The organism is Bradyrhizobium sp., from assembly GCF_036009065.1.
In the GTDB taxonomy this organism is placed as follows: domain Bacteria; phylum Pseudomonadota; class Alphaproteobacteria; order Rhizobiales; family Xanthobacteraceae; genus Bradyrhizobium.
The window spans coordinates 1-23,496 of sequence record NZ_DASYMN010000386.1 but is presented as its reverse complement, the minus strand read 5'-3'; the positions used below and the strand labels follow the sequence as shown (position 1 = coordinate 23,496).

Annotated in this window: 18 protein-coding genes and 1 pseudogene; 14 read left to right on the top strand and 5 right to left on the bottom strand. The window is 64.0% G+C overall.

Annotated elements, in window-relative coordinates; translation table 11 throughout:
- Positions 1 to 73 precede the first annotated feature (73 nt).
- Positions 74 to 1,285, bottom strand: coding sequence for an ABC transporter substrate-binding protein (locus tag VGP39_RS23785; protein ID WP_327570546.1), 1,212 nt, complete (start codon positions 1,283 to 1,285; stop codon positions 74 to 76).
- A gap of 192 nt (positions 1,286 to 1,477) precedes the next feature.
- On the opposite strand from VGP39_RS23785, the gene VGP39_RS23780 reads away from it, so the two are divergent.
- Entirely contained in the window at positions 1,478 to 2,599 is a 1,122-nt protein-coding gene (locus VGP39_RS23780; protein WP_414644787.1) for a molybdopterin-binding protein, read from the top strand.
- Between the two features lie 32 nt (positions 2,600 to 2,631).
- Entirely contained in the window at positions 2,632 to 4,566 is a 1,935-nt protein-coding gene (locus VGP39_RS23775) for a molybdopterin biosynthesis protein (RefSeq protein ID WP_414644785.1), read from the top strand.
- A 148-nt stretch (positions 4,567 to 4,714) separates the two neighbouring features.
- On the opposite strand, the gene mobA is transcribed toward VGP39_RS23775, so the two are convergent.
- The gene (mobA, locus tag VGP39_RS23770) at positions 4,715 to 5,338 is read right to left on the bottom strand and encodes a molybdenum cofactor guanylyltransferase MobA (protein WP_327570545.1); all 624 of its coding nucleotides are present in this window, start codon (positions 5,336 to 5,338) and stop codon (positions 4,715 to 4,717) included.
- The gene (locus VGP39_RS23765; RefSeq protein WP_327570544.1) at positions 5,331 to 6,218 is read right to left on the bottom strand and encodes a formate dehydrogenase accessory sulfurtransferase FdhD; all 888 of its coding nucleotides are present in this window, start codon (positions 6,216 to 6,218) and stop codon (positions 5,331 to 5,333) included. The genes mobA and VGP39_RS23765 overlap by 8 nt, the downstream gene beginning before the upstream one ends.
- Before the next feature lie 89 nt (positions 6,219 to 6,307).
- Here VGP39_RS23765 and mobB point away from each other — a divergent pair, with 89 nt between their 5' ends.
- From mobB to fdhF, 5 genes are all read left to right on the top strand, one after another.
- Positions 6,308 to 6,826, top strand: a complete 519-nt coding sequence (gene mobB, locus VGP39_RS23760; protein ID WP_327570543.1) for a molybdopterin-guanine dinucleotide biosynthesis protein B — start codon at positions 6,308 to 6,310, stop codon at positions 6,824 to 6,826.
- Positions 6,827 to 6,842: 16 nt separating this feature from the next.
- Positions 6,843 to 8,099: a gephyrin-like molybdotransferase Glp gene (gene glp, locus VGP39_RS23755; protein WP_327570542.1), complete on the top strand. Its 1,257-nt coding sequence runs from the start codon at positions 6,843 to 6,845 to the stop codon at positions 8,097 to 8,099.
- 59 nt (positions 8,100 to 8,158) lie between these two features.
- Entirely contained in the window at positions 8,159 to 8,413 is a 255-nt protein-coding gene (locus tag VGP39_RS23750; protein ID WP_327570554.1) for a sulfurtransferase TusA family protein, read from the top strand.
- An 87-nt stretch (positions 8,414 to 8,500) separates the two neighbouring features.
- A complete protein-coding gene (locus VGP39_RS23745; RefSeq protein ID WP_327570541.1) occupies positions 8,501 to 10,210 on the top strand; it encodes an NADH-ubiquinone oxidoreductase-F iron-sulfur binding region domain-containing protein in 1,710 nt (569 codons plus the stop codon).
- A 49-nt stretch (positions 10,211 to 10,259) separates the two neighbouring features.
- Positions 10,260 to 13,163, top strand: coding sequence for a formate dehydrogenase subunit alpha (fdhF, locus tag VGP39_RS23740; protein WP_327570540.1), 2,904 nt, complete (start codon positions 10,260 to 10,262; stop codon positions 13,161 to 13,163).
- Between the two features lie 448 nt (positions 13,164 to 13,611).
- On the opposite strand, the gene VGP39_RS23735 is transcribed toward fdhF, so the two are convergent.
- On the bottom strand, positions 13,612 to 14,052 hold the full coding sequence (locus VGP39_RS23735) for a hypothetical protein (protein ID WP_327570539.1): 441 nt from the start codon (positions 14,050 to 14,052) through the stop codon (positions 13,612 to 13,614).
- 420 nt (positions 14,053 to 14,472) lie between these two features.
- On the opposite strand from VGP39_RS23735, the gene VGP39_RS23730 reads away from it, so the two are divergent.
- The 7 genes from VGP39_RS23730 to VGP39_RS23700 all read left to right on the top strand — a co-directional run bounded on the left by VGP39_RS23730 (position 14,473) and on the right by VGP39_RS23700 (position 23,052).
- A complete protein-coding gene (locus tag VGP39_RS23730; RefSeq protein ID WP_327570538.1) occupies positions 14,473 to 14,562 on the top strand; it encodes a K(+)-transporting ATPase subunit F in 90 nt (29 codons plus the stop codon).
- Between the two features lie 26 nt (positions 14,563 to 14,588).
- Positions 14,589 to 16,292 (top strand): potassium-transporting ATPase subunit KdpA, encoded by a 1,704-nt coding sequence (gene kdpA, locus VGP39_RS23725; RefSeq protein ID WP_327570537.1) that lies wholly within the window; start codon positions 14,589 to 14,591, stop codon positions 16,290 to 16,292.
- A gap of 40 nt (positions 16,293 to 16,332) precedes the next feature.
- Entirely contained in the window at positions 16,333 to 18,450 is a 2,118-nt protein-coding gene (gene kdpB, locus VGP39_RS23720) for a potassium-transporting ATPase subunit KdpB (protein WP_327570536.1), read from the top strand.
- A gap of 172 nt (positions 18,451 to 18,622) precedes the next feature.
- On the top strand, positions 18,623 to 19,225 hold the full coding sequence (locus VGP39_RS23715; protein ID WP_327570535.1) for a K(+)-transporting ATPase subunit C: 603 nt from the start codon (positions 18,623 to 18,625) through the stop codon (positions 19,223 to 19,225).
- Between the two features lie 109 nt (positions 19,226 to 19,334).
- A complete protein-coding gene (locus VGP39_RS23710; RefSeq protein WP_327570534.1) occupies positions 19,335 to 22,058 on the top strand; it encodes a sensor histidine kinase KdpD in 2,724 nt (907 codons plus the stop codon).
- Positions 22,055 to 22,744 carry a response regulator transcription factor gene (locus tag VGP39_RS23705; protein WP_327570533.1) on the top strand — a complete coding sequence of 230 codons (690 nt, stop codon included), beginning with the start codon at positions 22,055 to 22,057 and terminating at the stop codon, positions 22,742 to 22,744. Before VGP39_RS23710 ends, VGP39_RS23705 begins: the two co-directional genes overlap by 4 nt.
- Before the next feature lie 74 nt (positions 22,745 to 22,818).
- Positions 22,819 to 23,052 (top strand): DUF6496 domain-containing protein, encoded by a 234-nt coding sequence (locus VGP39_RS23700; protein ID WP_327570532.1) that lies wholly within the window; start codon positions 22,819 to 22,821, stop codon positions 23,050 to 23,052.
- Between the two features lie 44 nt (positions 23,053 to 23,096).
- On the opposite strand, the pseudogene VGP39_RS23695 reads toward VGP39_RS23700, so the two are convergent.
- Positions 23,097 to 23,496 (bottom strand): annotated as a pseudogene (locus VGP39_RS23695) (Ku protein); the annotation flags it as partial.

Sequence of the window (23,496 nt, the reverse complement as noted above, 5' to 3'; positions counted from 1 at the left end):
CTTCGCCAAAGCGAGGTCCCGGCTCTGCGGAGCGGCATGAAGAATGCCGCACCGCGTCCGGGACACGAGGCAGTTACTTCTTCGCCATCGCACACGCCGGATCGATTGGTCCGAACGCTTCCTCGCCGGAAATCTTTGCCAGGATCTTGTAATAGTCCCACGGATATTTGGACTCTTCCGGCGTCTTGACCTGCACGAGCCAAAGGTCGTGTACCATCAGATTGTCCTCGCGCAGCTTGCCGTTGCGGGCGAAGAAATCCTCGATCGGCTTCTCGCGCATTTTCGCGGCGACTTTGAGCGGCTCGTCGGTGCCGGTCTCCTTGATGGCGTTGAGGTAGTACATCACCGAGGAATACACCCCGGCCTGCCACATCGATGGCATCCGGTTCATCTTGGCAAAATAGCGTTTCGACCACTCGCGGGTCTTGTCGTCCATGTCCCAGTAGAACGAGGTCGTCAGCAGCAGGCCTTGCGCGGCCGGCAATCCCAGCGAATGGATGTCGGTGATCAGCGCCAGAAGCGCGGCCATCTGCTGCCCGCCCTTGAACACGCCGAACTCGGCGCCGGTCTTGATTTCATTGCCGTTGTTCGGCGGGCCGCCGGCGATGCCGATGATCTTCGCCTTCGAGGCCTGCGCCTGCAGTACGAACGACGACAAATCCGGCGTCGCGAAGGGAGGGCGCACCGCGCCCAGCACCTTGCCGCCCATCCTGGTGACGACGGCGGAAGCATCCCTTTCAAGCGAATGACCGAACGCATAATCGTCGGTGATGAAGAACCAGGTATCGCCGCCGCGCTTGACCACCTCCTGAGCGGTGCCGACCGCCAATGCGCGGGTGTCGAATACCCATTGCATTGCGTAAGGACTGCAGAACTTGCCATGGAAGTCGGCGGTGCCGGTCGAGTGGGTAATGAACAGCTTCTTCTTGTCAGTGGCGACGTTCTGCACCGCGAGGCCTACCGCCGATACCGGCACGTCGACGATCAGGTCGACCTGCTCGACGTCGTACCAGCGCCGGGCAATGCTGCCGCCGATATCCGGCTTGAGCTGGTGGTCTCCGACGATCACGGTGATCGGTTTGCCCAGCACCTTGCCGCCGAAATCGTCGACCGCCATTTGCGCCGCGGTAACGGACCCTTGCCCGGTCGGCGTCGATGCCGGACCGTTCATGTCGGTGAGCACGCCGATCTTGACCACATCATCCGACACCTGAGCGAGTGCTGCCGGCGCCGGCAGCAGCAATGCCGCGAGGGCCCCAAGCGCGAAACGTGTTCTGGCCGGCATGTCCTGTCTCCTCCCATGGGTCCCGCGGCGCATTGGCCGTATTTCGATTGGCGGGCGCTTGTCGCGCTTCGACTCTCTTCTTCAATTATTCATCGCCACGCGTCAACTCAGGGCGGCCTCGGCCGAGTGTCGAGCCCGCCCGGGCGGCAATTGGCTGTATATTTCCGGGTTTATTCAGTAAGTAGACGCGGCATGATGACGCCCCAACGCCTGACGGCCTCGCTCACTTCGCTCGATGCGACGCTTGCGGCGCTGCTTCAGGGAATTAAGCCGGTTGCCCCGGTTGAACTTCCGCTCGCCGAGGCGCCGGGATGTATTGCCGCCGAACTGCCGCCCCTGAAAGCGCTGCCGGCGTTCGATGTGGCCGCGGTCGATGGCTGGGCATTTCGGTCCCGCGATCTCGTGGGCGCCTCGTCCTATTCGCCGCTGCCACTGGCCGCTTCACCGGTCTGGGTCGAAGCCGGTGATCGCATGCCCGAGGGCTGCGACTGCGTGATCGATCCTGATTCTGTCGAGCAGACCGGCGCCCTGTTTCAGGTATCGGCCGAGGCGATACCGGGGCAGGGCGTTCGCCGCATCGGCGGCGATATTGCGGAGGGAAGTTCACCCATCGTCGCCGGGCGGAGAATCCGCGCGCTCGATCTGCTGTTGGCGCGAGCGGCCGGGCTCGACACAGTGGCCGTGCGCCGCCCGCGGCTGCGCCTGATCGACATCCCGGCGACGGCCGGAACTGCAGTGACGGCGCAACTGATCGCGGAGAGTGCCCGTGCGGCCGGTGCCGAAATCATCCGCGTTGAAGCGAGCGGACGCGATGCACGTTCCATTGCAGCGGCGCTGGATGCCGAGCCATGCGACCTGCTCATCACCGTCGGCGGCACCGGCCTCGGGCGCACCGATGCGACGATCGAGGCGCTGGCCTCGCGCGGCGAGCTGCTCGCCCATGGCATCGCGCTGCGGCCCGGCCGGACCGCCGCGATCGGCAGAATCGCAGGTAGCCCCGCGGTCGCCTTGCCCGGCGCCCCGGATCAGGCGCTGGCGGCTTGGTGGACGCTTGCGCTGCCGGCTCTGGATCGGCTCTCCGGCAGCGAGAAGCGGCGAACGCGGACCCTCCCGCTCGCGCGCAAGATTGCCTCGAGCGTTGGAATCGCGGAAATCGTTCTGCTCAAGAAGGCCGATGACGCCTGGATGCCACTCGCAACCGGCGACCTTTCGCTCGAGACGATCGCGCGCGCCGATGCGTGGCTCGCCGTGCCCGGTGCTAGCGAAGGATATGCGGCGGGCACGCCGGTCCATGCCTATATGCTCCGGGACTGACCATGGGCGCTTCCGACATGCAAAACTCTCCGATGACGAAAAATCGCGACAGCGTGGAGCAGGATCAGTTCCTGAGCATCCTCTCGCGCGAGGATGCGCTGGCGCGTTTCGAAGCGGCGCTATTTCCACGCGCGATTCCAGGCGAAGCGCGGCCGCTGGCCGATACGCTCGGCCTCGCCTTGGCGGAAGACATCGTGGCGCCGATCGACGTGCCGCCGTTCGACCGCTCCAATGTTGATGGTTTTGCGGTGCGTTCCGCTGATCTTGCGTCGGCCGGCGAAGCCACGCCGGTTCGCGTTGAGCTCAACGACGAAGTCATCGCCTGCGGCACCGCGCCATTGCTGCCGGTGGTGCCGGGTACGGCGACGCCGATCGCGACCGGAGGCCCCGTGCCGCGCGGCGCCGATGCCGTTGTGATGGTCGAGCACACCCAGCCCGCGGGCGAGGGCGCGATCGAGATCCGCCGTGCGGCATCTCCGGGGCAATTCGTCTCCTATGCCGGCTCCGACATCGCGCGCGGCGAGGCGCTGCTGCGTGCGGGAACCATGATCGGCTCGCGCGAGATCGGCATGCTCGCCGCTTGCGGAATCGCCGATGTCGCGGTGGCGCGAAAACCGCGCGTGGCCGTGATCTCCACCGGCGATGAGCTAGTTCAGCCCGGCCTGCCGCTGCGCCCCGCCGGGATCTACGACACCAACGGCGCCATCGTCGCCGCCGCCGTGAGCGAGAACGGCGGCGAAGCGGCCTTTCTCGGCGCCATCCCCGACGACGAGCGCGAACTCGAAGCCGTCATGCGAAAGGCGCTCGAGAGCTGCGACATGCTGGTGCTTTCGGGAGGTACCTCGAAGGGCGCGGGCGACGTGTCGCATCGGATCATCGCGAGGCTCGGCCAACCCGGCATCATCGCGCACGGTGTCGCGCTGAAGCCGGGCAAGCCGCTTTGTCTCGCGGTCTGCGACGGCAAGCCCGTGGTGATCTTGCCGGGATTTCCGACCTCGGCGATGTTCACCTTTCACGACATGATCGTTCCGGTGCTGCGGCGGATGGCCGGCTTGCCGCCGCGCTCCGACGCCAAAGTCACCGCAAAAATTCCGGTGCGGATCGCATCGGAACTGGGCCGCACCGAATTCGTCATGGTGTCGCTGGTCGAGGGCGCAGATGGACTGATCGCCTATCCTTCCGGCAAAGGCTCCGGCGCAATCACATCGTTCGCGCAGGCCGATGGATTTCTGCGCATCGACGCGCTCGCCGACCAGATGCCTGCCGGCGCCGAGGCCGACGTCACGCTGTTCACGCCGCATGTGCGGGTGCCGGATCTTGTCATCGTCGGCAGCCATTGCACCGGGCTCGACCTGGTCACCGCGCCACTGGCGCGCGCGGGATTGTCGGTGCGATCGATCGCGGTCGGCAGCCTCGGCGGCCTGGCGGCGGCGCGGCGCGGCGAATGCGATCTGGCGCCTATCCATCTGTTCGACGAGGCGTCTGAGACCTACAACGAGCCGTTCATGGCGGCCGGGCTCGAACTGGTGTCGGGCTATCGGCGCATGCAGAGCATCGTGTTCCGCGCCGGGGATAAGCGCTTCGAGGGGCTAAGCGCGCAAGACGCGGTGCGCGCCGCGCTCGCCGACCCCGCCTGCATCATGGTCAACCGCAACCAGGGTGCGGGCACGCGCATCCTGATCGACCGCCTGCTCGGCACGGCAAGGCCCGACGGCTACTGGAATCAGCCGCGCTCGCACAACGCGGTCGCCGCGGCAGTCGCACAGCACCGTGCCGACTGGGGCATGACCATCGCGCCGGTCGCGCATGCCGCGGGGCTCGGGTTCATTCCGCTGGCGGAAGAGCATTATGACTTCGCGCTGGTGTCTGCGCGGAAGGATAGGCCTGCGGTGCAGGCGTTTCTTGATTCCCTGGCGTCGGGCGAAACGCGCGCCGCGCTGCGATTCGCAGGATTTAGGCCGGCGTAATGAATCTCGCGTCCCGGGCGCGATGCGGCATTCTTCATGCCGCTTCGCAGAACCGGGACCCCGGTTTCTTCGAGTCGCAAGTAACCGGGGCCCCGGACGCAGCGCACCGCTACGCAAGAGCTACGCGCTGCGCTGCGTCCGGGGCACGTTACCCGTCCAGCTCCGCCAGCCGCTGCGCTTCCGCGATATCATCCATGGTGTTGGCGTTGAAGAACGGATCGAGCGGTTCCGCCGGCCACGTCACGGTCGCTAGCTTGTAGCGCGCGGTCCAGCGGTCGATCTTGCGGATGTCTTCCACCACCAGCGCGTGGCGAAGCTCTTCGCGCAAGCGCACGCTCCACAATCCGATCACCGGGTGCGTTTGCCCGGCGGAAGCTGCGACCGCAAGCTGCGCGTCTTGCTCAATCCGCGCCTGATGCAATCGCACGACAAGATCGCGCGGCAGGAACGGACAATCCGCGGCGGCGCTCAATACCCACCCGACATCGGGCCGGTTGGCCGCCGTCCAGTCGAGCGCGGCGAGGATGCCGGCGAGCGGCCCCGGAAAATCCTGCACCGTGTCGGCAATGACGGGGAGGCCGAATGCCGCAAATCGCGCCGGATCGCCATTGGCGTTGAGAATAAGGCAATCGCACTGCGGCTTAAGCCGCGCGATGACGCGATCGAGGATGGTGCGGCCGCCGATGGTGCGCATCGGCTTGTCGCCCCCGCCCATGCGCCGCGCCAGCCCGCCGGCGAGCAGAACGCCGGGCGTAAGAGGAATCTCAGTCATCCCGCTCGCCCTTGCGCATATGGCGCGCGGATTCCTCGGCCACATAGTCGAGATTCTGGTCGTAAACGATGCGCTCCTGGCCGGCCAGCGCGATGAACCGCTTGCCGCGTGTGCGCCCTACAAGCGTCAATCCGACCTGCCGCGCAAGGTCGACGCCCCACGCCGTAAACCCCGAACGCGAAACCAGAATCGGAATCCCCATCCGCACGGTCTTGATCACCATCTCGGAAGTGAGCCGTCCCGTGGTGTAGAGAATCTTGTCGGCGGCATCGACGTTGTGCCGGAACATCCAGCCGGCGATCTTGTCGACGGCGTTGTGGCGGCCGACGTCTTCAGTGTAGCAGACCGGCGTGCCTTCCTTGCACAGCACGCAGCCGTGGATGGCGCCGGCCTCGAGATAGAGCGAGGGCATGGTGTTGATCGCGTGCGTCATCTGGTAGAGCCACGATGTCCGCAATTCCGCCCTGGGCAGCGCCACGCTTTCCACGGCCTCGAGCAGATCGCCGAAAGCGGTGCCCTGCGCGCAGCCGGAGGTTTGGGTGCGCTTCTTCAGCTTCTGTTCGAAATTGGTGTGGTGCTCGGTGCGCACCACTACGACCTGCAGATCGTCGTCATATTCCACTTCGGTGACGATATCGCCGTATTTCAGCATGTTCTGGTTGAGCAGGTAGCCGAGCGCGAGATACTCCGGATAATCGCCGATCGTCATCATGGTGACGATCTCCTGGGCGTTCAGGTACAGCGTCAACGCACGTTCGACCGGCACGTTGATCTCGACGGGTGCGCCGGTCTGGTCGGTCCCGGCAACACGTTCGGTCAGCCGCGGATCCGCAGGGTCCGGGACGATACGGGGGGCGGGGAGCCTTTCGATCCTGGTCATAGCCTGCTCAATAGCATGACATTGCGCGTTGACGGATATAAAGCACGGATGGAAATGCGAAGCCGGTTCCGGCCTGTCTGGGGAATGAGATGAAGGTGATTGGTTTGGCGGGGTGGAGCGGCGCCGGCAAGACGACGCTGCTGACGCGCCTGATCCCGCATTTCATCGCCGCGGGCTTACGCGTTTCCGTGATCAAGCATGCCCATCATGAATTCGACGTCGATGTCCCGGGCAAGGATTCCTGGGTCCACCGGCAGTCAGGCGCCGCCGAGGTGCTTGTCTCTTCGACCCGGCGCTGGGCGCTGATGCACGAGTTGCGCGGCGCAAGCGAACCGAAAATCCCCGAACTGCTGGCAAAGATGTCGCGGGTCGATCTGGTCTTGATCGAGGGTTTTAAACGGGAGCCGCATCGCAAGATCGAGGTGTATCGCGCCGCCAACGGCAAGCCGCCGCTATTCCCCGACGATCCGGGGATCGTGGGTATTGCAAGCGATACCAAGCTTGAAACGCGCCTTCCAACTGTCCATCTCGATGACATCCCGGCCATCGCCGCCATGATGCAGGCCTCGGCGATCGACATTGCGGACGTGATGGCGAGCGGAGCCTAAGGGAAGCTGAGAAGCCATGGCGCAATTGAGCGACGATTGCTTTGCCTTCGGCGGCCCGATGATGTCGGTCAATGAAGCCGTCGCGATCATCGCCGCGCGGGTGACGACGGTGCAGGAGGTCGAGACCGTCGATCTGAGGAACGCCGATGGCCGCGTTTTGGCGGCAGGCATCGCGGCTCCGCTGCCGCTGCCGCCTTTCACCAATTCCGCCGTCGACGGCTATGCGGTGCGCAGCGGCGATCTGTCCGGGGACACCGAGCAAACGTTTCCAGTCGCAGGACGGATTCAGGCCGGCGCCTCGGCGCAAGAGCCGGTCAAGCCCGGCCACGCCGTGCGCATCTTCACCGGCGCGCCGATGCCTGAGGGCGTCGATACGGTATTCATGCAGGAGGATGTCCGCCTCGACGCGGCGGGCAGCGTTGTTCTGCCTGCGGGGCTGAAAGCCGGCGCCAATGTGCGCCCGGCCGGCGAGGACATTGCTGCCGGCACGCAGGCTTTACCGGCGGGCCAACGGCTGCGGCCGCAGGATATCGCACTCGCCGCCGCATTCGGCCTGACGCAGGTCGAGGTGCGCAGGCGCATTCGTGTCGCGGTGTTTTCCACAGGCAACGAACTGGTGTCGCCGGGCGCGCCGCGCGCGGCCGCGCAACTCTACGACTCCAACCGCTTCATGCTGATGGCGATGCTGGCGCGGCTCGGCTGCGAGGTCAGCGATCTCGGCATCCTGCGCGACGATCGCGCCTCGCTCGCAAACGCCTTGAACGAGGTGGCAGGCGCGAACGATCTGATCCTGACCACCGGCGGGGTTTCGACCGGCGAGGAGGATCACGTCAAGGCTGCCGTCGAGAGTGTCGGCACGCTGGTGCTCTGGCGCATGGCGATCAAGCCGGGACGCCCCGTGGCGATGGGGATCATCGGCGGCACGCCATTTATAGGCCTGCCCGGAAACCCGGTGGCCAGTTTTGTGACCTTTGTCCACGTTGTGCGTCCGACGGTGCTGGCGCTGGCCGGCGCCCTGCAGCAAAATCCGGTGCCGGTGCCGGTGCGCGCGGCCTTCGCCTACAAGAAGAAGATCGCCCGCCGCGAATATGTCCGCGTCACATTGCGCAGGGGCGCCGACGGCGCACTTGAGGCCGCAAAATTTCCGCGCGAGGGCGCGGGGCTGCTGTCGTCGCTGGTGGAGACGGATGGACTGGTGGAACTCGGCGAAGAGATCACGCGGGTCGAGCCCGGCCAGACCGTTGGATTTCTCAGCTATGCCAGCCTGGCCTGAACTCTGACGGCCGGCGTGCCGGGTTGACGATGCGAGGGCCCTTCGCCATCTTCACGGTCATGGTACAGACAAAGCTCGATTTGACCGGACTGAAATGTCCGTTGCCGGCTCTGAAAACCCGTAAGGCGCTGAAGTCGTTAAATCCTGGCGACCGGCTGGAAGTGCACTGCACCGATCCGCTATCGGTGATCGATATTCCCAACCTGATCCGGGAAACCGGCGATCGGGTCGAGATCACGGAGCGCGCGGAGCGCCGGATCGTGTTCCTGATTGAAAAGGCGACCGGCCTTTTGGCTGCCGGCTTGCCGTCCTAGGCCCCTCACGCGCATTTCTTTCTTCTTGGCATTTGGTATGCCACGGATTAGAGTCGCCGGACAGGGATACGGAAACGAGATGTTTCGATGAGTCATGACGTGCAGCAGGTCCGCTCATTCGACCATCCGGGCGAGGGGCGGCGGCGCGCCAAGTCGACCCCCAAGGGCCGTCAGATCGATCCACAAGCTGCTGAAGAGATAGCGCTTCTGCTCGGCGACCGGCCCCGGCGGCGCGATCTGCTGATCGAGCACCTGCATCTCATCCAGGACACCTGGCACCGGATTTCGGCCGCGCATCTCGCGGCCCTTGCGGATGAGATGAAGCTGGCCTTCGCCGAGGTGTTCGAGACGGCGACCTTCTACGCCCATTTCGACATCGTGAAGGAAGGCGAACCCGATATTCCCCCACTGACCATTCGGGTCTGCGATTCGCTGACCTGCGCCATGCTCGGCGCCGAAAAGCTGCTGCAGGAGTTGCAGAGCGCCGCCAGTCCCGGAATCCGCGTCGTGCGCGCGCCCTGCGTCGGACGTTGCGACACTGCGCCGGCGGCAGAGGTTGGTCATCATTTCGTCGATCATGCGAGCGCGCAAAGCGTGCTCGCAGCGGCAAAGGGCGGCGATACCCGCGCGCATCTGCCTGCCTATGTCGATTACGATGCCTATGTCGCGGGCGGAGGTTACACGCTGCTCAACCGGCTGCGCTCCGGCGAGCTGGCGAAAGAGGATTTGCTGAAGGCGCTCGACGACGCGTCGCTGCGTGGCCTCGGCGGCGCGGGTTTTCCGACGGGACGCAAATGGCGCGCGGTGCTCGGCGAGCCCGGGCCGCGCCTGATGGCGATCAATGGCGACGAGGGCGAGCCCGGAACGTTCAAGGATCGCTGGTATCTCGAAACGGATCCGCATCGCTTCATTGAAGGCACGTTGATCGGCGCCCACGTCGTGGAAGCGCCTGAGGTCTATATCTACATTCGCGACGAATACCCGGCCTCGCGCGAAATTCTCGAACGCGAAATCGCAAAACTGCCGCCGGGCGGTCCCGCCTTGCACATGCGCCGCGGCGCCGGGGCCTATATCTGCGGCGAGGAATCCGCGCTGCTCGAAAGCATCGAGGGCAAGCGCGGATTGCCGCGCCACAAGCCGCCTTATCCGTTCCAGGTCGGGCTGTTCGGATTGCCGACGCTGATCAACAATATCGAAACGCTGTGGTGGGTGCGCGACATCGTCGAAAAGGGCGCCGGCTGGTGGAAGAGCCATGGCCGCAACGATCGCCAGGGCTTGCGCAGCTATTCGGTGTCCGGCCGCGTCAAAAATCCCGGCATGAAACTGGCGCCGGCCGGTGTCACCGTGCGCGAATTGATCGACGAGTTCTGCGGCGGCATGGCGGAGGGCCACGCCTTCCACGCCTATCTGCCGGGCGGCGCCTCGGGCGGCATCCTGCCGGCGGCGATGGACGACATTCCCCTTGATTTCGGCACGCTGGAAAAATACGGCTGCTTCATCGGATCGGCCGCGGTCATCATTTTGTCCGACCAGGACGACGTGAAAGGCGCGGCGCTGAACCTGATGCGCTTCTTCGAGGATGAAAGCTGCGGCCAGTGCACGCCCTGCCGGGTCGGCACCCAGAAGGCGGCGCTGTTGATGGAGCGGGGCACCTGGAACCGTGAATTGCTGGACGAATTGAGTCAGGCGATGCGCGACGCGTCGATCTGCGGCCTCGGCCAGGCGGCCTCGAATCCGCTTACTTCAGTCATTAAATACTTCCCTGAGGAATTTGCGCCGAAGGAAGCCGCGGAATGATGAGTACCCAGGTTTTGTCCGGTTCAGCAATTGCCCGTGAGATTTCGATATGAGCAACGACAGCCCGAAGCCGCAGGGTTATGGCCATGATGCCAAGGGCAAGGCCGGCGGGCAGTCGGTGCCCGACGGAAAGGTCAACGTCGCCCACACCGCGCCGATCGGCGCGGTCGGCGGCGCGGGCGCCGGGCCAAACATCATCCAGTTCGAACTCGACGGCGAACCGGTCGGGGCGAAAGCCGGCGAGACCATCTGGCAAGTGGCAAAGCGGCAGGGCCGCGAGATTCCTCATCTGTGCTATTCGCCCGAACCGGACTATCGGCCCGACGGCAACTGCCGCGCCTGCATGGTGGAAATCGAAGGCGAGCGCGTGCTGGCCGCATCCTGCAAGCGGACGCCGAGCGTCGGCATGAAGGTGAAGTCGGCGAGCGCCCGCGCCGTCGCCGCGCAAAAAATGGTGATGGAGCTTCTGGTAGCCGACCAGCCCGCGCGCGAAACCTCGCACGATCCGGACTCGAAGTTCTGGCATTGGGCCGAAAAGGTTCAGGTTACCGAAAGCCGTTTCCCGGCCGCCGAGCGTTGGCACGGCGATGCCAGCCATCCTGCGATGCGCGTCAATCTCGACGCTTGCATCCAGTGTGGATTATGCGTGCGCGCCTGCCGCGAAGTCCAGGTCAACGACGTGATCGGCATGGCCTATCGTAATCACGATTCCAAGATCGTGTTCGATTTTGACGATCCGATGGGCGAGTCGACTTGTGTCGCCTGCGGCGAGTGCGTGCAGGCCTGCCCGACCGGCGCGCTGATGCCATCGGCACTGCTCGACGACAACCAGACCCGCACCGTCTACGCCGACAAAAAAGTCGATTCGCTGTGTCCGTTCTGCGGCGTCGGCTGCCAGGTCACCTATCAGGTCAAGGACGAGAAGGTCATCTACGCGGAAGGCCGCGATGGCCCGGCCAATCACAACCGCCTCTGCGTCAAGGGCCGCTTCGGGTTCGATTACATCCACCACCCGCATCGCCTGACAAAGCCGCTGGTGCGGCTTCCGAATGCGAAGAAGGATGCCAACGATCAGGTCGATCCGGCCAATCCGTTCACGCATTTCCGCGAAGCATCATGGGAAGAAGCCCTCGACGCCGCCGCAAAGGGGCTGGTGAAAATTCGTGATGAGAAGGGCGTCAAGGCGCTCGCAGGCTTCGGCTCGGCCAAGGGCTCCAATGAGGAAGCCTATCTGTTCCAGAAGCTGGTGCGCACCGGTTTCGGGTCCAACAATGTCGATCACTGCACGCGGCTGTGCCATGCCTCGTCGGTGGCGGCGTTGATGGAGGGCCTCAATTCGGGCGCGGTGTCGGCGCCGTTTGCCGCCGCGATGGATGCCGACGTGATCATCGTGATCGGCGCCAATCCGACCATCAACCATCCGGTAGCCGCGACCTATCTCAAGAATGCCGCCAAGCGTGGCGCCAAGCTGATCGTGATGGACCCGCGCCGGCAATCGCTGTCGCGCCATGCCTATAAGCACCTGCAATTCAAGCCCGGCGCCGATGTCGCCATGCTGAACGCGATGCTGAATACCATCATCACCGAAGACCTGACCGACAAGCAATATATCGCCGGCTATACCGAGGGCTTCGACGATCTCAAGGAAAAGATCAAGGAATTCACGCCGGAGAAGATGGAGCCGATCTGCGGCGTTCCCGCCGAAACCCTGCGCGAGGTCGCGCGGATCTACGCGCGGTCGCGCGCCTCGATCATCTTCTGGGGCATGGGCATCAGCCAGCATATCCACGGCACCGATAATGCGCGCTGCCTGATCGCGCTCGCCCTGATCACCGGACAGGTCGGACGCCCCGGCACCGGGCTGCATCCGCTGCGCGGCCAGAACAATGTGCAGGGCGCATCCGACGCGGGACTGATCCCGATGTTCCTGCCGGATTACCAGCCGGTCGGACGCACCGATCTGCGCGAGCCGTTCGAAAAACTATGGCATCAGGACCTCGATCCGGTGCGCGGCCTGACGGTGGTCGAGATTATCCACGCGATCCACGCCGGGGAAATCGCCGGCATGTATATCGAGGGCGAGAACCCCGCGATGTCCGATCCTGACGTGCAGCACGCCCGCGAGGCGTTGGCGAAACTCGATCATCTGGTGGTGCAGGATCTGTTCGTCACGGAAACCGCGTTTCATGCCGACGTGATTCTGCCGGCCTCCGCCTTCGCCGAAAAATCCGGGACGTTTACGAATACGGACCGCCGCGTGCAACTGGCGCGCGAGGTGATCAAGCCGCCGGGCGATGCGCGGCAGGATTTGTGGATCATCCAGGAGATCGCCAAACGCATGGGGCTCGACTGGCGCTATGAAGGGCCGGCCGACGTCTTTGCCGAAATGACCGAGGTGATGCCTTCACTCAAGAACATCACCTGGGAGCGACTGGTGCGCGAGGGCGCGGTGACCTATCCGGTCGATGATGCGCACAAGCCCGGCAACGAGATCATCTTCACCACGGGTTTCCCGACCGCGAGCGGCCGCGGCAAGATCGTCCCCGCTCACGTCATTCCACCCGACGAGTTGCCCGACGATGAGTATCCGATGGTGCTGTCTACCGGACGCGTGCTCGAGCACTGGCACACCGGTTCGATGACGCGGCGCTCCAGCGTGCTCGACCAGATCGAGCCCGAGGCGGTCGCGTTCATGTCGCCGAAGGATATGCGGCGCCTGAAGGTCTGGCCGGGCGACCTGGTGCGGCTGCAGACCCGCCGCGGCGCGGTTGAGATCAAGATACGCTCGGACCGCGATGTGCCGGAAAACATGGTGTTCATGCCATTCTGCTACGCCGAGGCCGCGGCCAACCTGCTGACCAATCCGGCACTCGATCCATTCGGCAAGATACCCGAATTCAAGTTCTGCGCGGTGCGCGCCGAACGCGCCGAACTGCGAAGCGCGGCGGAATAATCCGGCCGCCTAATCGAGGGGGCGCGGCCCCTCTTTATGCCGCACTTATGGACGCCTGCCGCTCATACCTCATCAGCCGGAACAATCCCCGATCGTGTATCATTCAGGTGAGATGCACCTGAAACGGCTGCGGGTGCTCGCGCGTGATGAATTCAGGTTGACGCGGCTCCTTCTCACCTCTCCCCTGCGGGGAGAGGTGATTTGAGCATCGTGGCGATTCGACTTAAAACCATCATGCTCTAGCTGCAGCGCTGCACGATGGAGATTCGACGAGCTTCACGTTGGACTTCCTTCTGAAGAGGCTTGTCGCCTGACGACTTCCGTAGGGTGGGCAAAGCGGCCGGACGCGAATGCGTCCGGTGGCGTGCCCACCATCAATGTCCGAAGCCGAAACAAGGATGGTGGGCACGGCGCAGGTGCGCCTTTACCCACCCTACGAGCTGGTCGCTTACGCAAAGTTGTCGCAGCACATTGGCTCGTAGAGCGGGCTTGCCGGATGCGACGCGGCGGGGACGCTGGTCTTGCGCGGCGGCGCGGACTTGTTCTGTGCATCGGCGATTGCGCTCAAGATCGCCATCGCCAGGTCGGCGTGATGGCTTTCGATCGATCGGTCGTCGAGCCAGTCGGGACGTTCGCGCTGCGGTGACAGCGCACAATGCCACTCGCCCTCGTCATAGGCGAGCCGGCGCAACTGCCATTGCGGCAACTCCAGCTCAAGGAGCGCCAGCGCTGCGTCGGTCCAGGCGCCGGATTCGATCAGGCGTTCGATCCGCGCCGGAAGGCGCCGGCAGGTTGTGCCGATGACGTCCGATAGGAGATCGGCGGTCGCGGCAGGCGCATCGTGAAGGCGACTGTCCGGTCCATCGCGATGTTCAGAGAAAAGCAGCATGCGTCATCTCACTGAAGAAACGGCCGTCACGCGCGGCCGCACCTGCAAGATGAGAAAAATGCTGTTTGAAAACGAGATGGAATGGGAGCGCGAAATATAGGGTTTTCATAAACGCGCTTTCGACAAAAAAGCGATGAAACACACAAGACCGTGATGGCTCAGCCGTAGGCTGGGATTCCGTGCATTGTCTCACTATGAGATTCCTATAAAATCGGCGCTGCCCTGCTCTCGAGAACCTATGCGCGCGGTGGCAACTCAGCACCCGACAAGGGTGCGAAGACCGCTCAAAGCGCTTCGCGGATAATGCCGCAACAGGAGCATTCCATGTTTGACGTCATCATGCTGGCCCTCGGCCTCGCGTTTTTCGCGCTGTCGGTGGGTTACGCCTACGCCTGCGAACGGCTTTGAGGAGATAAGGCCATGATTTTCGATTATTCGCTCGCCGGCCTCGTCGCCTTAGGCCTGCTGTTTTACCTGACCTACGCCCTGCTGCGGCCCGAGCGGTTCTGATCGCGCAAATATAAAGGCACACAACGATGACCCTCATCGGCTGGATCCAAATTCTGCTCTACTGCGCCATCGTCGTCGCGCTGGCAAAACCGCTCGGCGGCTACATGACCCGTGTGTTCAACGGCGAGCCCACCTTTTTGTCGCCGCTGCTGCGGCCGGTCGAGGCGGGCGTGTACTGGCTCGGCGGCGTCGATGAAAAGCGCGAGCAGCATTGGCTGACCTATACGGTCGCCATGCTGCTGTTCCATGTCGGCGGTTTTGTCATCCTTTATGCGGTAATGCGGCTGCAGGCGATGCTGCCGTTCAATCCGGCGGAACGATCCGCCGTCGCCCCTGATCTGTCCTTCAACACTGCGATCAGTTTTATTACCAACACCAACTGGCAGAACTACGGCGGCGAAAGCACGATGTCATACCTCGTGCAGATGCTTGGCCTGACGCACCAAAATTTCCTGTCGGCGGCGACGGGCATCGCGCTTGCCGTCGCGCTGATCCGCGGCTTTTCGCGGTGCTCGATGCGCACGATCGGCAATTTCTGGGTCGATGTGACCCGCTGCACGCTCTATGTGCTACTGCCGATCTGCGTGGTCTATACGCTGTTCCTGGTCTGGCAGGGCATTCCGCAGACGCTTGGCGCCTACGTCGATGCGACGACGCTGGAGGGCGCCAAGCAGACCATCGCGGTCGGTCCCGTGGCCTCGCAGGTCGCCATCAAAATGCTCGGCACCAATGGCGGCGGCTTCTTCAATGCCAACGCCGCGCATCCGTTCGAGAATCCGACTGCGCTATCGAATTTCGTGCAGATGATCTCGATCTTCGAGCTCGGCGCCGGCCTCACCAACGTGTTCGGCCGCATGGTCGGCAACCCGCGCCAGGGCTGGGCTGTCCTCACCGTGATGGGCACACTGTTCATCGTCGGCGCCGCCGTCACCTACTGGGCGGAAGCGGGCGGCACGACCGCGCTCCATGCGCTGGGTCTGACCGGCGGTAACATGGAAGGCAAGGAAGTCCGTTTTGGCATCGTAGCCTCCTCGCTGTTTGGCGTCGTTACCACCGCCGCCTCCTGCGGCGCGGTCAACGCCATGCACGATTCTTTCACCGCGCTCGGCGGCATGATCCCTTTGATCAACATGCAACTCGGCGAGATCATCGTCGGCGGCGTCGGTGCCGGACTCTATGGCATGCTGATCTTTGTCGTCATCTCGATCTTCGTCGCCGGCCTGATGGTCGGGCGCACGCCGGAGTATGTCGGCAAGAAGATCGAGGCGCGCGAGGTCAAGATGGCGATGCTTGCGATCCTAGTGCTGCCGCTGATGTACCTCGGCTGGACCGCGGTGGCCGTGGTGTTTCCGCCCGCAGTGGCCTCGATGGCCAACGCCGGACCGCACGGCTTTACCGAAGTGCTCTATGCCTTCACCTCGGCGACAGGCAACAACGGTTCGGCCTTCGCCGGCCTCACCGGCAACACCTTGTTCTACAATCTTGCGCTTGCGAGCGCGATGTTCGTCGGCCGCTTCTTCATGATCGTTCCGGCGATGGCGCTTGCAGGTTCGCTGGCAGGCAAGAAATCCATCCCGCCGTCGTCCGGTACGCTGCCAACCACGGGCGGCCTGTTCGTCGGCCTGGTCGTCGGCGTCATCCTGATCATCGGCGGCCTCACCTTCTTCCCTGCGCTGGCACTCGGGCCGATCGTCGAGCATCTGGCGATGAATGCGAACACCCTGTTCTGACCGGCCCCCTTTCGGAGTTACGTCTTTCGGAGTTACGTCCATGGAAGCTCTAAAACTGCAAAAAAAGGCCCCGATGTCGGCGCTGCTCGATCCGAAGATCGTGATACCGGCGATGCGTGCGGCGTTCGTAAAGCTCGATCCGAGGGTGATGATCAAGAACCCGGTGATGTTCGTGGTCGAGGTCGTCGCGGCGCTGACCACGACCATCTTCCTGCGTGATCTGGTGACTGGCGGCGAAAATCTTGGATTCACCTTCCAGATCATCCTGTGGCTGTGGTTCACCGTGCTGTTCGCCAATTTCGCCGAAGCCGTCGCCGAGGGCCGCGGCAAGGCGCAGGCGGAATCGCTAAAAAAAACCCGCACCGAAAGCCAGGCCAAGCTGCTGACTGGATCGGACAAGACCTACCGCATGGTCCCGGGCGCCACCCTGAAGGTCGGCGACCTCGTGCTGGTCGAGGCCGGCGACAACATTCCCTCCGATGGCGAAGTGGTGGAAGGCGTCGCTTCAGTCAACGAAGCCGCGATCACCGGCGAATCCGCGCCCGTGATCCGCGAATCCGGCGGCGACCGTTCGGCGGTGACCGGCGGCACGCAAGTGCTGTCCGACTGGGTCCGCGTGCGCATCACCGCGGCGCAGGGATCGACCTTCCTCGATCGTATGATCCGCCTGGTCGAAGGCGCCGAGCGGCAGAAGACGCCGAACGAGATCGCGCTCAACATTCTGCTCGCAGGTCTCACCATTATCTTCGTGTTCGCGACGGTGACGATCCCGAGCTACGCGGCTTACGCCGGCGGTTCGGTGTCGGTCGTGGTGCTGGTTGCGCTGTTCGTCACGCTGATCCCCACCACCATCGGCGCATTGCTCTCCGCGATCGGCATCGCCGGCATGGACCGGCTGGTGCGCTTCAACGTGCTGGCGATGTCCGGCCGCGCGGTGGAAGCGGCGGGCGACGTCGACACCCTGCTGCTCGACAAGACCGGCACCATCACGCTCGGCAACCGGCAGGCGACGGCGTTCCAGCCGGTGCGCGGCGTCACCGAGCAGGAACTTGCGGACGCGGTGCAACTCGCTTCGCTCGCGGACGAGACTCCCGAGGGGCGTTCGATCGTCGTGCTGGCCAAGGAGAACTACGGCATCCGCAGCCGCGATCTCGCCGAACTCGGCGCCACTTTCATTGCATTTACCGCGCAGACCCGGATGAGCGGCGTCGATGCCGGCGGCTCGTCGGTCCGCAAGGGCGCGGTCGATGCGATCCTGAACTATGTCAGTGGCGGAGAGGCGCGCGTTCTGGCGGCGTCGGTAAATACCGTTCGCGCGCTGCAGCCGGCGCTGTATTCCGACACCGCGCGGGAAATTCAGGCGATCTCCGATGAGATCGCCAAATCCGGCGGCACCCCGCTGGCGGTCGCCCGCGACGGCAAGCTGCTTGGCGTGATTCACCTAAAGGACATCGTCAAGGGCGGCATCCGCGAGCGTTTTGCCGAGCTGCGCCGCATGGGCATCCGCACCGTGATGATCACCGGCGACAATCCGATGACCGCGGCTGCGATCGCCGCGGAAGCCGGCGTCGATGACTTCCTCGCGCAGGCGACGCCGGAAGACAAGCTGCAGCTCATTCGCGACGAGCAGGCCAAAGGAAAACTGGTCGCAATGTGCGGCGACGGCACCAACGACGCCCCTGCCTTGGCGCAGGCCGACGTCGGCGTCGCCATGAACACCGGAACGCAGGCCGCGCGCGAGGCCGGCAACATGGTGGATCTGGATTCCAACCCGACCAAGCTGATCGAGGTGGTCGAGATCGGCAAGCAGTTGCTGATGACGCGCGGCGCGCTGACCACGTTCTCGATCGCCAACGACGTGGCGAAGTACTTTGCCATCATCCCGTCGATCTTCCTCGCCTTCTATCCGCAGCTGCAGGCGCTCAACATCATGAATCTCGCGAGCCCGCAGAGCGCGATCCTGTCGGCGATCATCTTCAACGCCATCATCATCATTGCGCTGATCCCGCTGGCGTTGAAAGGCGTAGCCTATCGCGCGATCGGCGCCGGCGCGCTGCTGCGCCGCAACCTTCTGATCTACGGCGTCGGCGGCATCGTCATCCCGTTCATCGGCATCAAGGCGATCGACCTCGTGGTCACCGCCCTGCACCTGGCCTAGCCGTCATGACGCGCATCTCGTGCCCCGGACGCAGCGCAGCGCGTAGCTCTTCGCGGAGCGGTGCGCTGCAGAGCCGGGGCCGTAACGCCGGTGCTTGGTACGGTCCCGGTTCTGCGAAGCGGCATGAAGAATGCCGCATCGCGCCCGGGACACAAACTTTGAGGAGAGAACCATGTTGAAAGAAATTCGCCCCGCCATCATCGTGCTGGTCGTGCTGACGCTGATCACCGGCCTCGCTTATCCGCTGGCCATGACCGCACTCGCGGGCGTGATCTTCCCGAAGCAGGCGCAGGGAAGCCTGATCGAGAGGGATGGCAAGGTGGTGGGCTCCGCCCTGATCGGGCAGGAATTCAAGGACGACAAATACTTCCACGGCCGCCCGTCGGCGACGACCGCGCCGGACCCGGCGGATTCGACCAAGACCGTGCCCGCACCCTATAACGCCGCCAATTCCGGCGGCGCCAATCTCGGCCCGACCAGCAAGGCGCTGAGCGACCGCGTCAAGGAAGACGTCGACAAGCTCCGGGGCGAAAATCCGTCGTTGCCGGTCCCGATCGATCTGGTGACCACCACGGCCAGCGGCCTCGATCCCGACATCTCGCCCGAAGGCGCGCTGTTCCAGGTGCCGCGCGTTGCCAAGGCCCGCAATCTGCCCGAAGACGCTGTCCGCAAACTGGTCGAGCAACAGATCGAAGGCCGGCTTGCCGGGCTGCTCGGCGAGCCGCGGGTCAATGTGCTCGCCTTGAACCTGGCGCTCGACCAGGCCACGAAATGAGAGGCCGGGCGCAAAGCTGCCTCGACCTCTCCCCTGCGGGGAGAGGTGAAGCAGCGGCGATCCGGGCTGGTATCTAGGCCAGCCCTTCCCACAGGACTATATTGCGCTGATGGCAAATCAACGCCGCGATCCCGATCAACGGCCCTCGCCGGATGCGCTTCTGGAAACCGCGCGGCGAGAGCAACGCGAGACCGGCCGCCTGAAGATTTTTTTAGGGGCCGCTCCCGGCGTCGGCAAGACCTACGAGATGCTGCAAAGCGCGCATGCCCGGCTGCGGGCCGGTGTCGACGTTGTCGTCGGCGCGGTCGAAACCCATGGCCGTGCGGAAACCGAGGCGCTGCTCGACGGCCTTGAAATCCTGCCGCGCAAGCGGCTCGATTACAAGGACCAGGTTCTCGAGGAGATGGATCTCGACGCGCTGATCGCGCGCCGCCCGCAACTGGCGTTGGTCGACGAACTCGCTCACACCAATGCGCCGGGCAGCCGGCATCCCAAGCGCTATCTCGATGTCGAGGAGCTGTTGTCGCACGGCATCGACGTCTATACCGCGGTCAACATCCAGCACATCGAAAGCCTCAACGACGTGGTGACGCAAATCACCCATGTCAGGGTGCGCGAAACCGTGCCGGATTCGGTGTTCGACCGCGCCGACGGCATCGAACTCATCGATCTCACGCCGGACGACCTGATCCAGCGGCTCAAGGAAGGCAAGGTCTATGTCCCCAAACAGGCCGAGCGCGCGTTGGAGCATTATTTCTCGCCGGGCAATTTGACCGCGCTGCGCGAGCTGGCGTTGCGGCGCACTGCCGAGCGGGTCGACGAGCAATTGCTCACCCATATGCAGGCCAATGCGATCGCAGGACCCTGGGCCGCCGGCGAGCGCATCCTGGTCTGCGTCAGCGAGGATCCGCGCGCGGCGGGCCTCGTGCGCGCGACGCGGCGGCTGGCGGACCGGCTGCATGCCCGATGGACCGCGGTCAGCATCGAGACGCGGCGCAGCCTGCAACTGAGCGAGGTCGAGCGCGACCGGCTCGCGGACACATTACGTTTGGCCGAGGCGCTCGGCGGCGAGGCGCTGACCATTCCCGGCGCCGGACGCCGCATCGCCGACGACGTGATCGGCTTTGCGCACGCCAACAACGTCACGCAGATCGTGATCGGTAAATCGACGCGGTCGCGCTGGTTTGAGATCATGCGCGGCTCGGTGGTGCACGATCTGGTGCGTCGGTCAGGCAACATCAGCGTGCATGTGATCGCCGGCGACGAGCTTGCCGCCGAAGCGATCCCGAAAAAGACCGTGGCCGCGGCGGATCGGTCCGAACCGTTCGATTCGCGCCCCTATCTGATGGCGCTGGCGATCGTCGCGGTGGCGCTCGGCGCCGCCGCACTGATCCGACCGGTATTCGGGATCGAGAACGTCGACCTGGTATTTCTGACCGCGGTGGTAGGCGTCGCCGTCCGCTTCGGGCTGTGGCCGTCGCTGCTGGCTAGCGTCGCGGCGTCGCTGTCCTACAATTTTTTTTTCCTGCCGCCGGTGCATAATTTCACGATCGCCGATCCGACCAATGTCGCGGCGTTCTTTTTCTTCATGCTGATCGCGATTCTGGTCTCCAACCTCGCCGCGCGGGTGCGCATGCAAGCCGTGTCCGCGATCGGCAGGGTGCGGACCACGGAGTCGCTCTACGCCTTCAGCCGCAAGCTCGCGGGCACAGCGACCTTGGACGACGTGCTGTGGGCGACCGCCTATCAGACCGCGCTGATGCTCAGGGTGCGCGTGGTGCTGCTGCTTCCTGACAACGGCCTCATCACCGTGAAGGCCGGCTATCCGCCCGAGGACCAGCTCGACAAGGCCGATCTTGCGGCTGCGAACTGGGCATGGGGCAACGATCGCCCGGCCGGGCGCGGCTCCGATACCCTGCCGGGTGCCAAACGCCTGTTCCTGCCGATGCGGACCGGACGCGGCGCGATCGGCGTCATCGGCATCGACGACGACAAAACAGGTCCGCTGCTGACGCCGGACCAGCGCCGCCTGCTCGACGCCCTGATGGATCAAGGCGCGCTGGCGATCGAACGGGTGCAACTGGTCGAGGACATGGACCGCGTCAAGCGTACCGTGGAGTCCGACCGCTTGCGCGCGGCGCTGCTGACGTCGATCTCGCACGACCTCAAGACGCCGCTGGCCTCGGTGCTGGGCTCGGCGACCACGATGCGGGATTTTTCGAATGCGCTGTCAGACGCGGAAAAGGCCGACCTGCTCGCCACCATCATCGACGAATCCGAGCGGCTCAACCGCTTCATCGCCAACCTGCTCGACATGACAAAACTGGAATCCGGCGCCATCGTGCCCAATACAGCACGGCACGACCTCGGCGAAATCGTCGGCAGCGCATTGCGGCGTGCAGGCAAGATCCTCGCGCGTCACAAGGTCAAGCTGGAACTGGAGTCGGGCCTGCCGATGCTGGGGCTGGATGCCGTATTGTTCGAGCAGGTGCTGTTCAACCTACTCGATAACGCCGCGAAATACGCGCCTGCCGATACAACCATCTCGCTCAGAGGATCGCGGGACAGGGATTCGATCGCGCTGCAGATCATGGACGAGGGCGCGGGCATTGCACAGGCGGAACTCGAAAGCGTGTTCGACAAATTCTATCGCGCCCAAAAGGGCGATCATGTGCAGGCCGGCACCGGGCTCGGGCTGGCGATTTCCCGCGGCTTTGTTGAGGCGATGCGCGGGACTATTTCGGCGGCCAATCGCACCGATCGAAACGGCGCGGTGTTGACGATCCAGTTGCCGATCCCCGCGGCAAGCCAAGCGCTGGACACCGCCGCATGAAGGCCGCGCCGATCAAGGTTCTGGTCATCGACGATGAGCCGCCGATCCGCAAATTGCTGCGGATGGGATTGAGCACGCAAGGCTACGACGTGCTCGAAGCATCCAACGGCAGGCTCGCCCTCGAACAATTGTCGCAGAATCCGGCGCTGATCATTCTCGATCTGGGTCTGCCCGACATCCAGGGTCACGAGTTGCTGCGAATGATCCGCGGACGCAACGACGGCGTGCCGATCGTGGTGCTGTCCAGCCGCGGCGATGAAGCCGGGAAAGTCCAGGCACTCGATCTCGGCGCCGACGACTACCTGACAAAGCCGTTCGGAATGGACGAACTGCTGGCCCGCATGCGCGCAGCACTGCGGCATCAGCTACAGGCTCACGGCGAACGCCCGGTATTTCGCGCCGGCGCTCTCTCGGTCGATCTGGTGCGCCGCATCGTCAAGGTCGGTGATAAGGATGTGAAGCTTTCTCCGAAGGAATATGAGTTGCTGCGCGTGCTGGTGCAGCACGCCGGCAAGGTGCTGACCCACAGATTTCTGCTGAAGGAGCTTTGGGACGAGTTGACCGATGCGCAATATCTACGGGTGTATGTCCGGCAGCTTCGGCAAAAGATCGAGGCCGATCCCGAGCGCCCGCAATTCGTCTTGACCGAAACCGGGATCGGCTACCGGTTGCGCGCGCCCGATTAGACGTTTGCGGTTGGTGGAATGGAACCTTGCCGAGCCCTGAAGATTATTTTCCGGCATAACCGGGAGAAAACCTTATGGCACGGAAATACTCCAAGGGCGCGTCCAAGAAGGTCGAGGGCGCGATGAAGAAGCGCAAGAAAGGCACGCTGAAGAGCGGCCGCTCGGGCAAGAAGGTCAAGAGCCGCAAGCAGGCGATCGCGATCGGGCTCTCCGAAGCGCGCCGATCGGGCAAGAAAGTGCCGAAGAAAAAGAAGGGCAAGAAATCCGCCAAGAAATCGAAACGCAAATCATCGACAAAGAAGAAGTAGAAGAGAGGCAGGCGGCCCCGAACACATTCGAGGCCGCCGCTCGTTTAACTCGCCTTGCGCTGCCGCGCCGCCGACCGATGCGCCTTCTTGGCCGGGCGAGACGTTCCCAGTGAGCTACGCGAGGAGCGGTGGCTGGGTCGTTTTGCGGCAGCCTTGCCGGTCAGACTCTGCCGAAGCGCATCCATCAGGTTGACGACGTTGTCCGGCCGTTCTTCGCGTTCGACGGCCTTGACCGGCTTACCGGCGGCCTTGCGCTTGACCAGCGTTTTCAGCGCATTTTCGTACTCATCCTTGAACTTCGACGGATCGAAATGCGCGGCCTTGCTGTCCAGGATGTGGCTGGCAAGCTCGATCATGTCCTTGGAGATTTTCGGATTCTTGATGTCATCGAAATAGTCGTCCTCGTCGCGCAATTCGTAAGGATAGCGCAATGTGGTGCCGAGC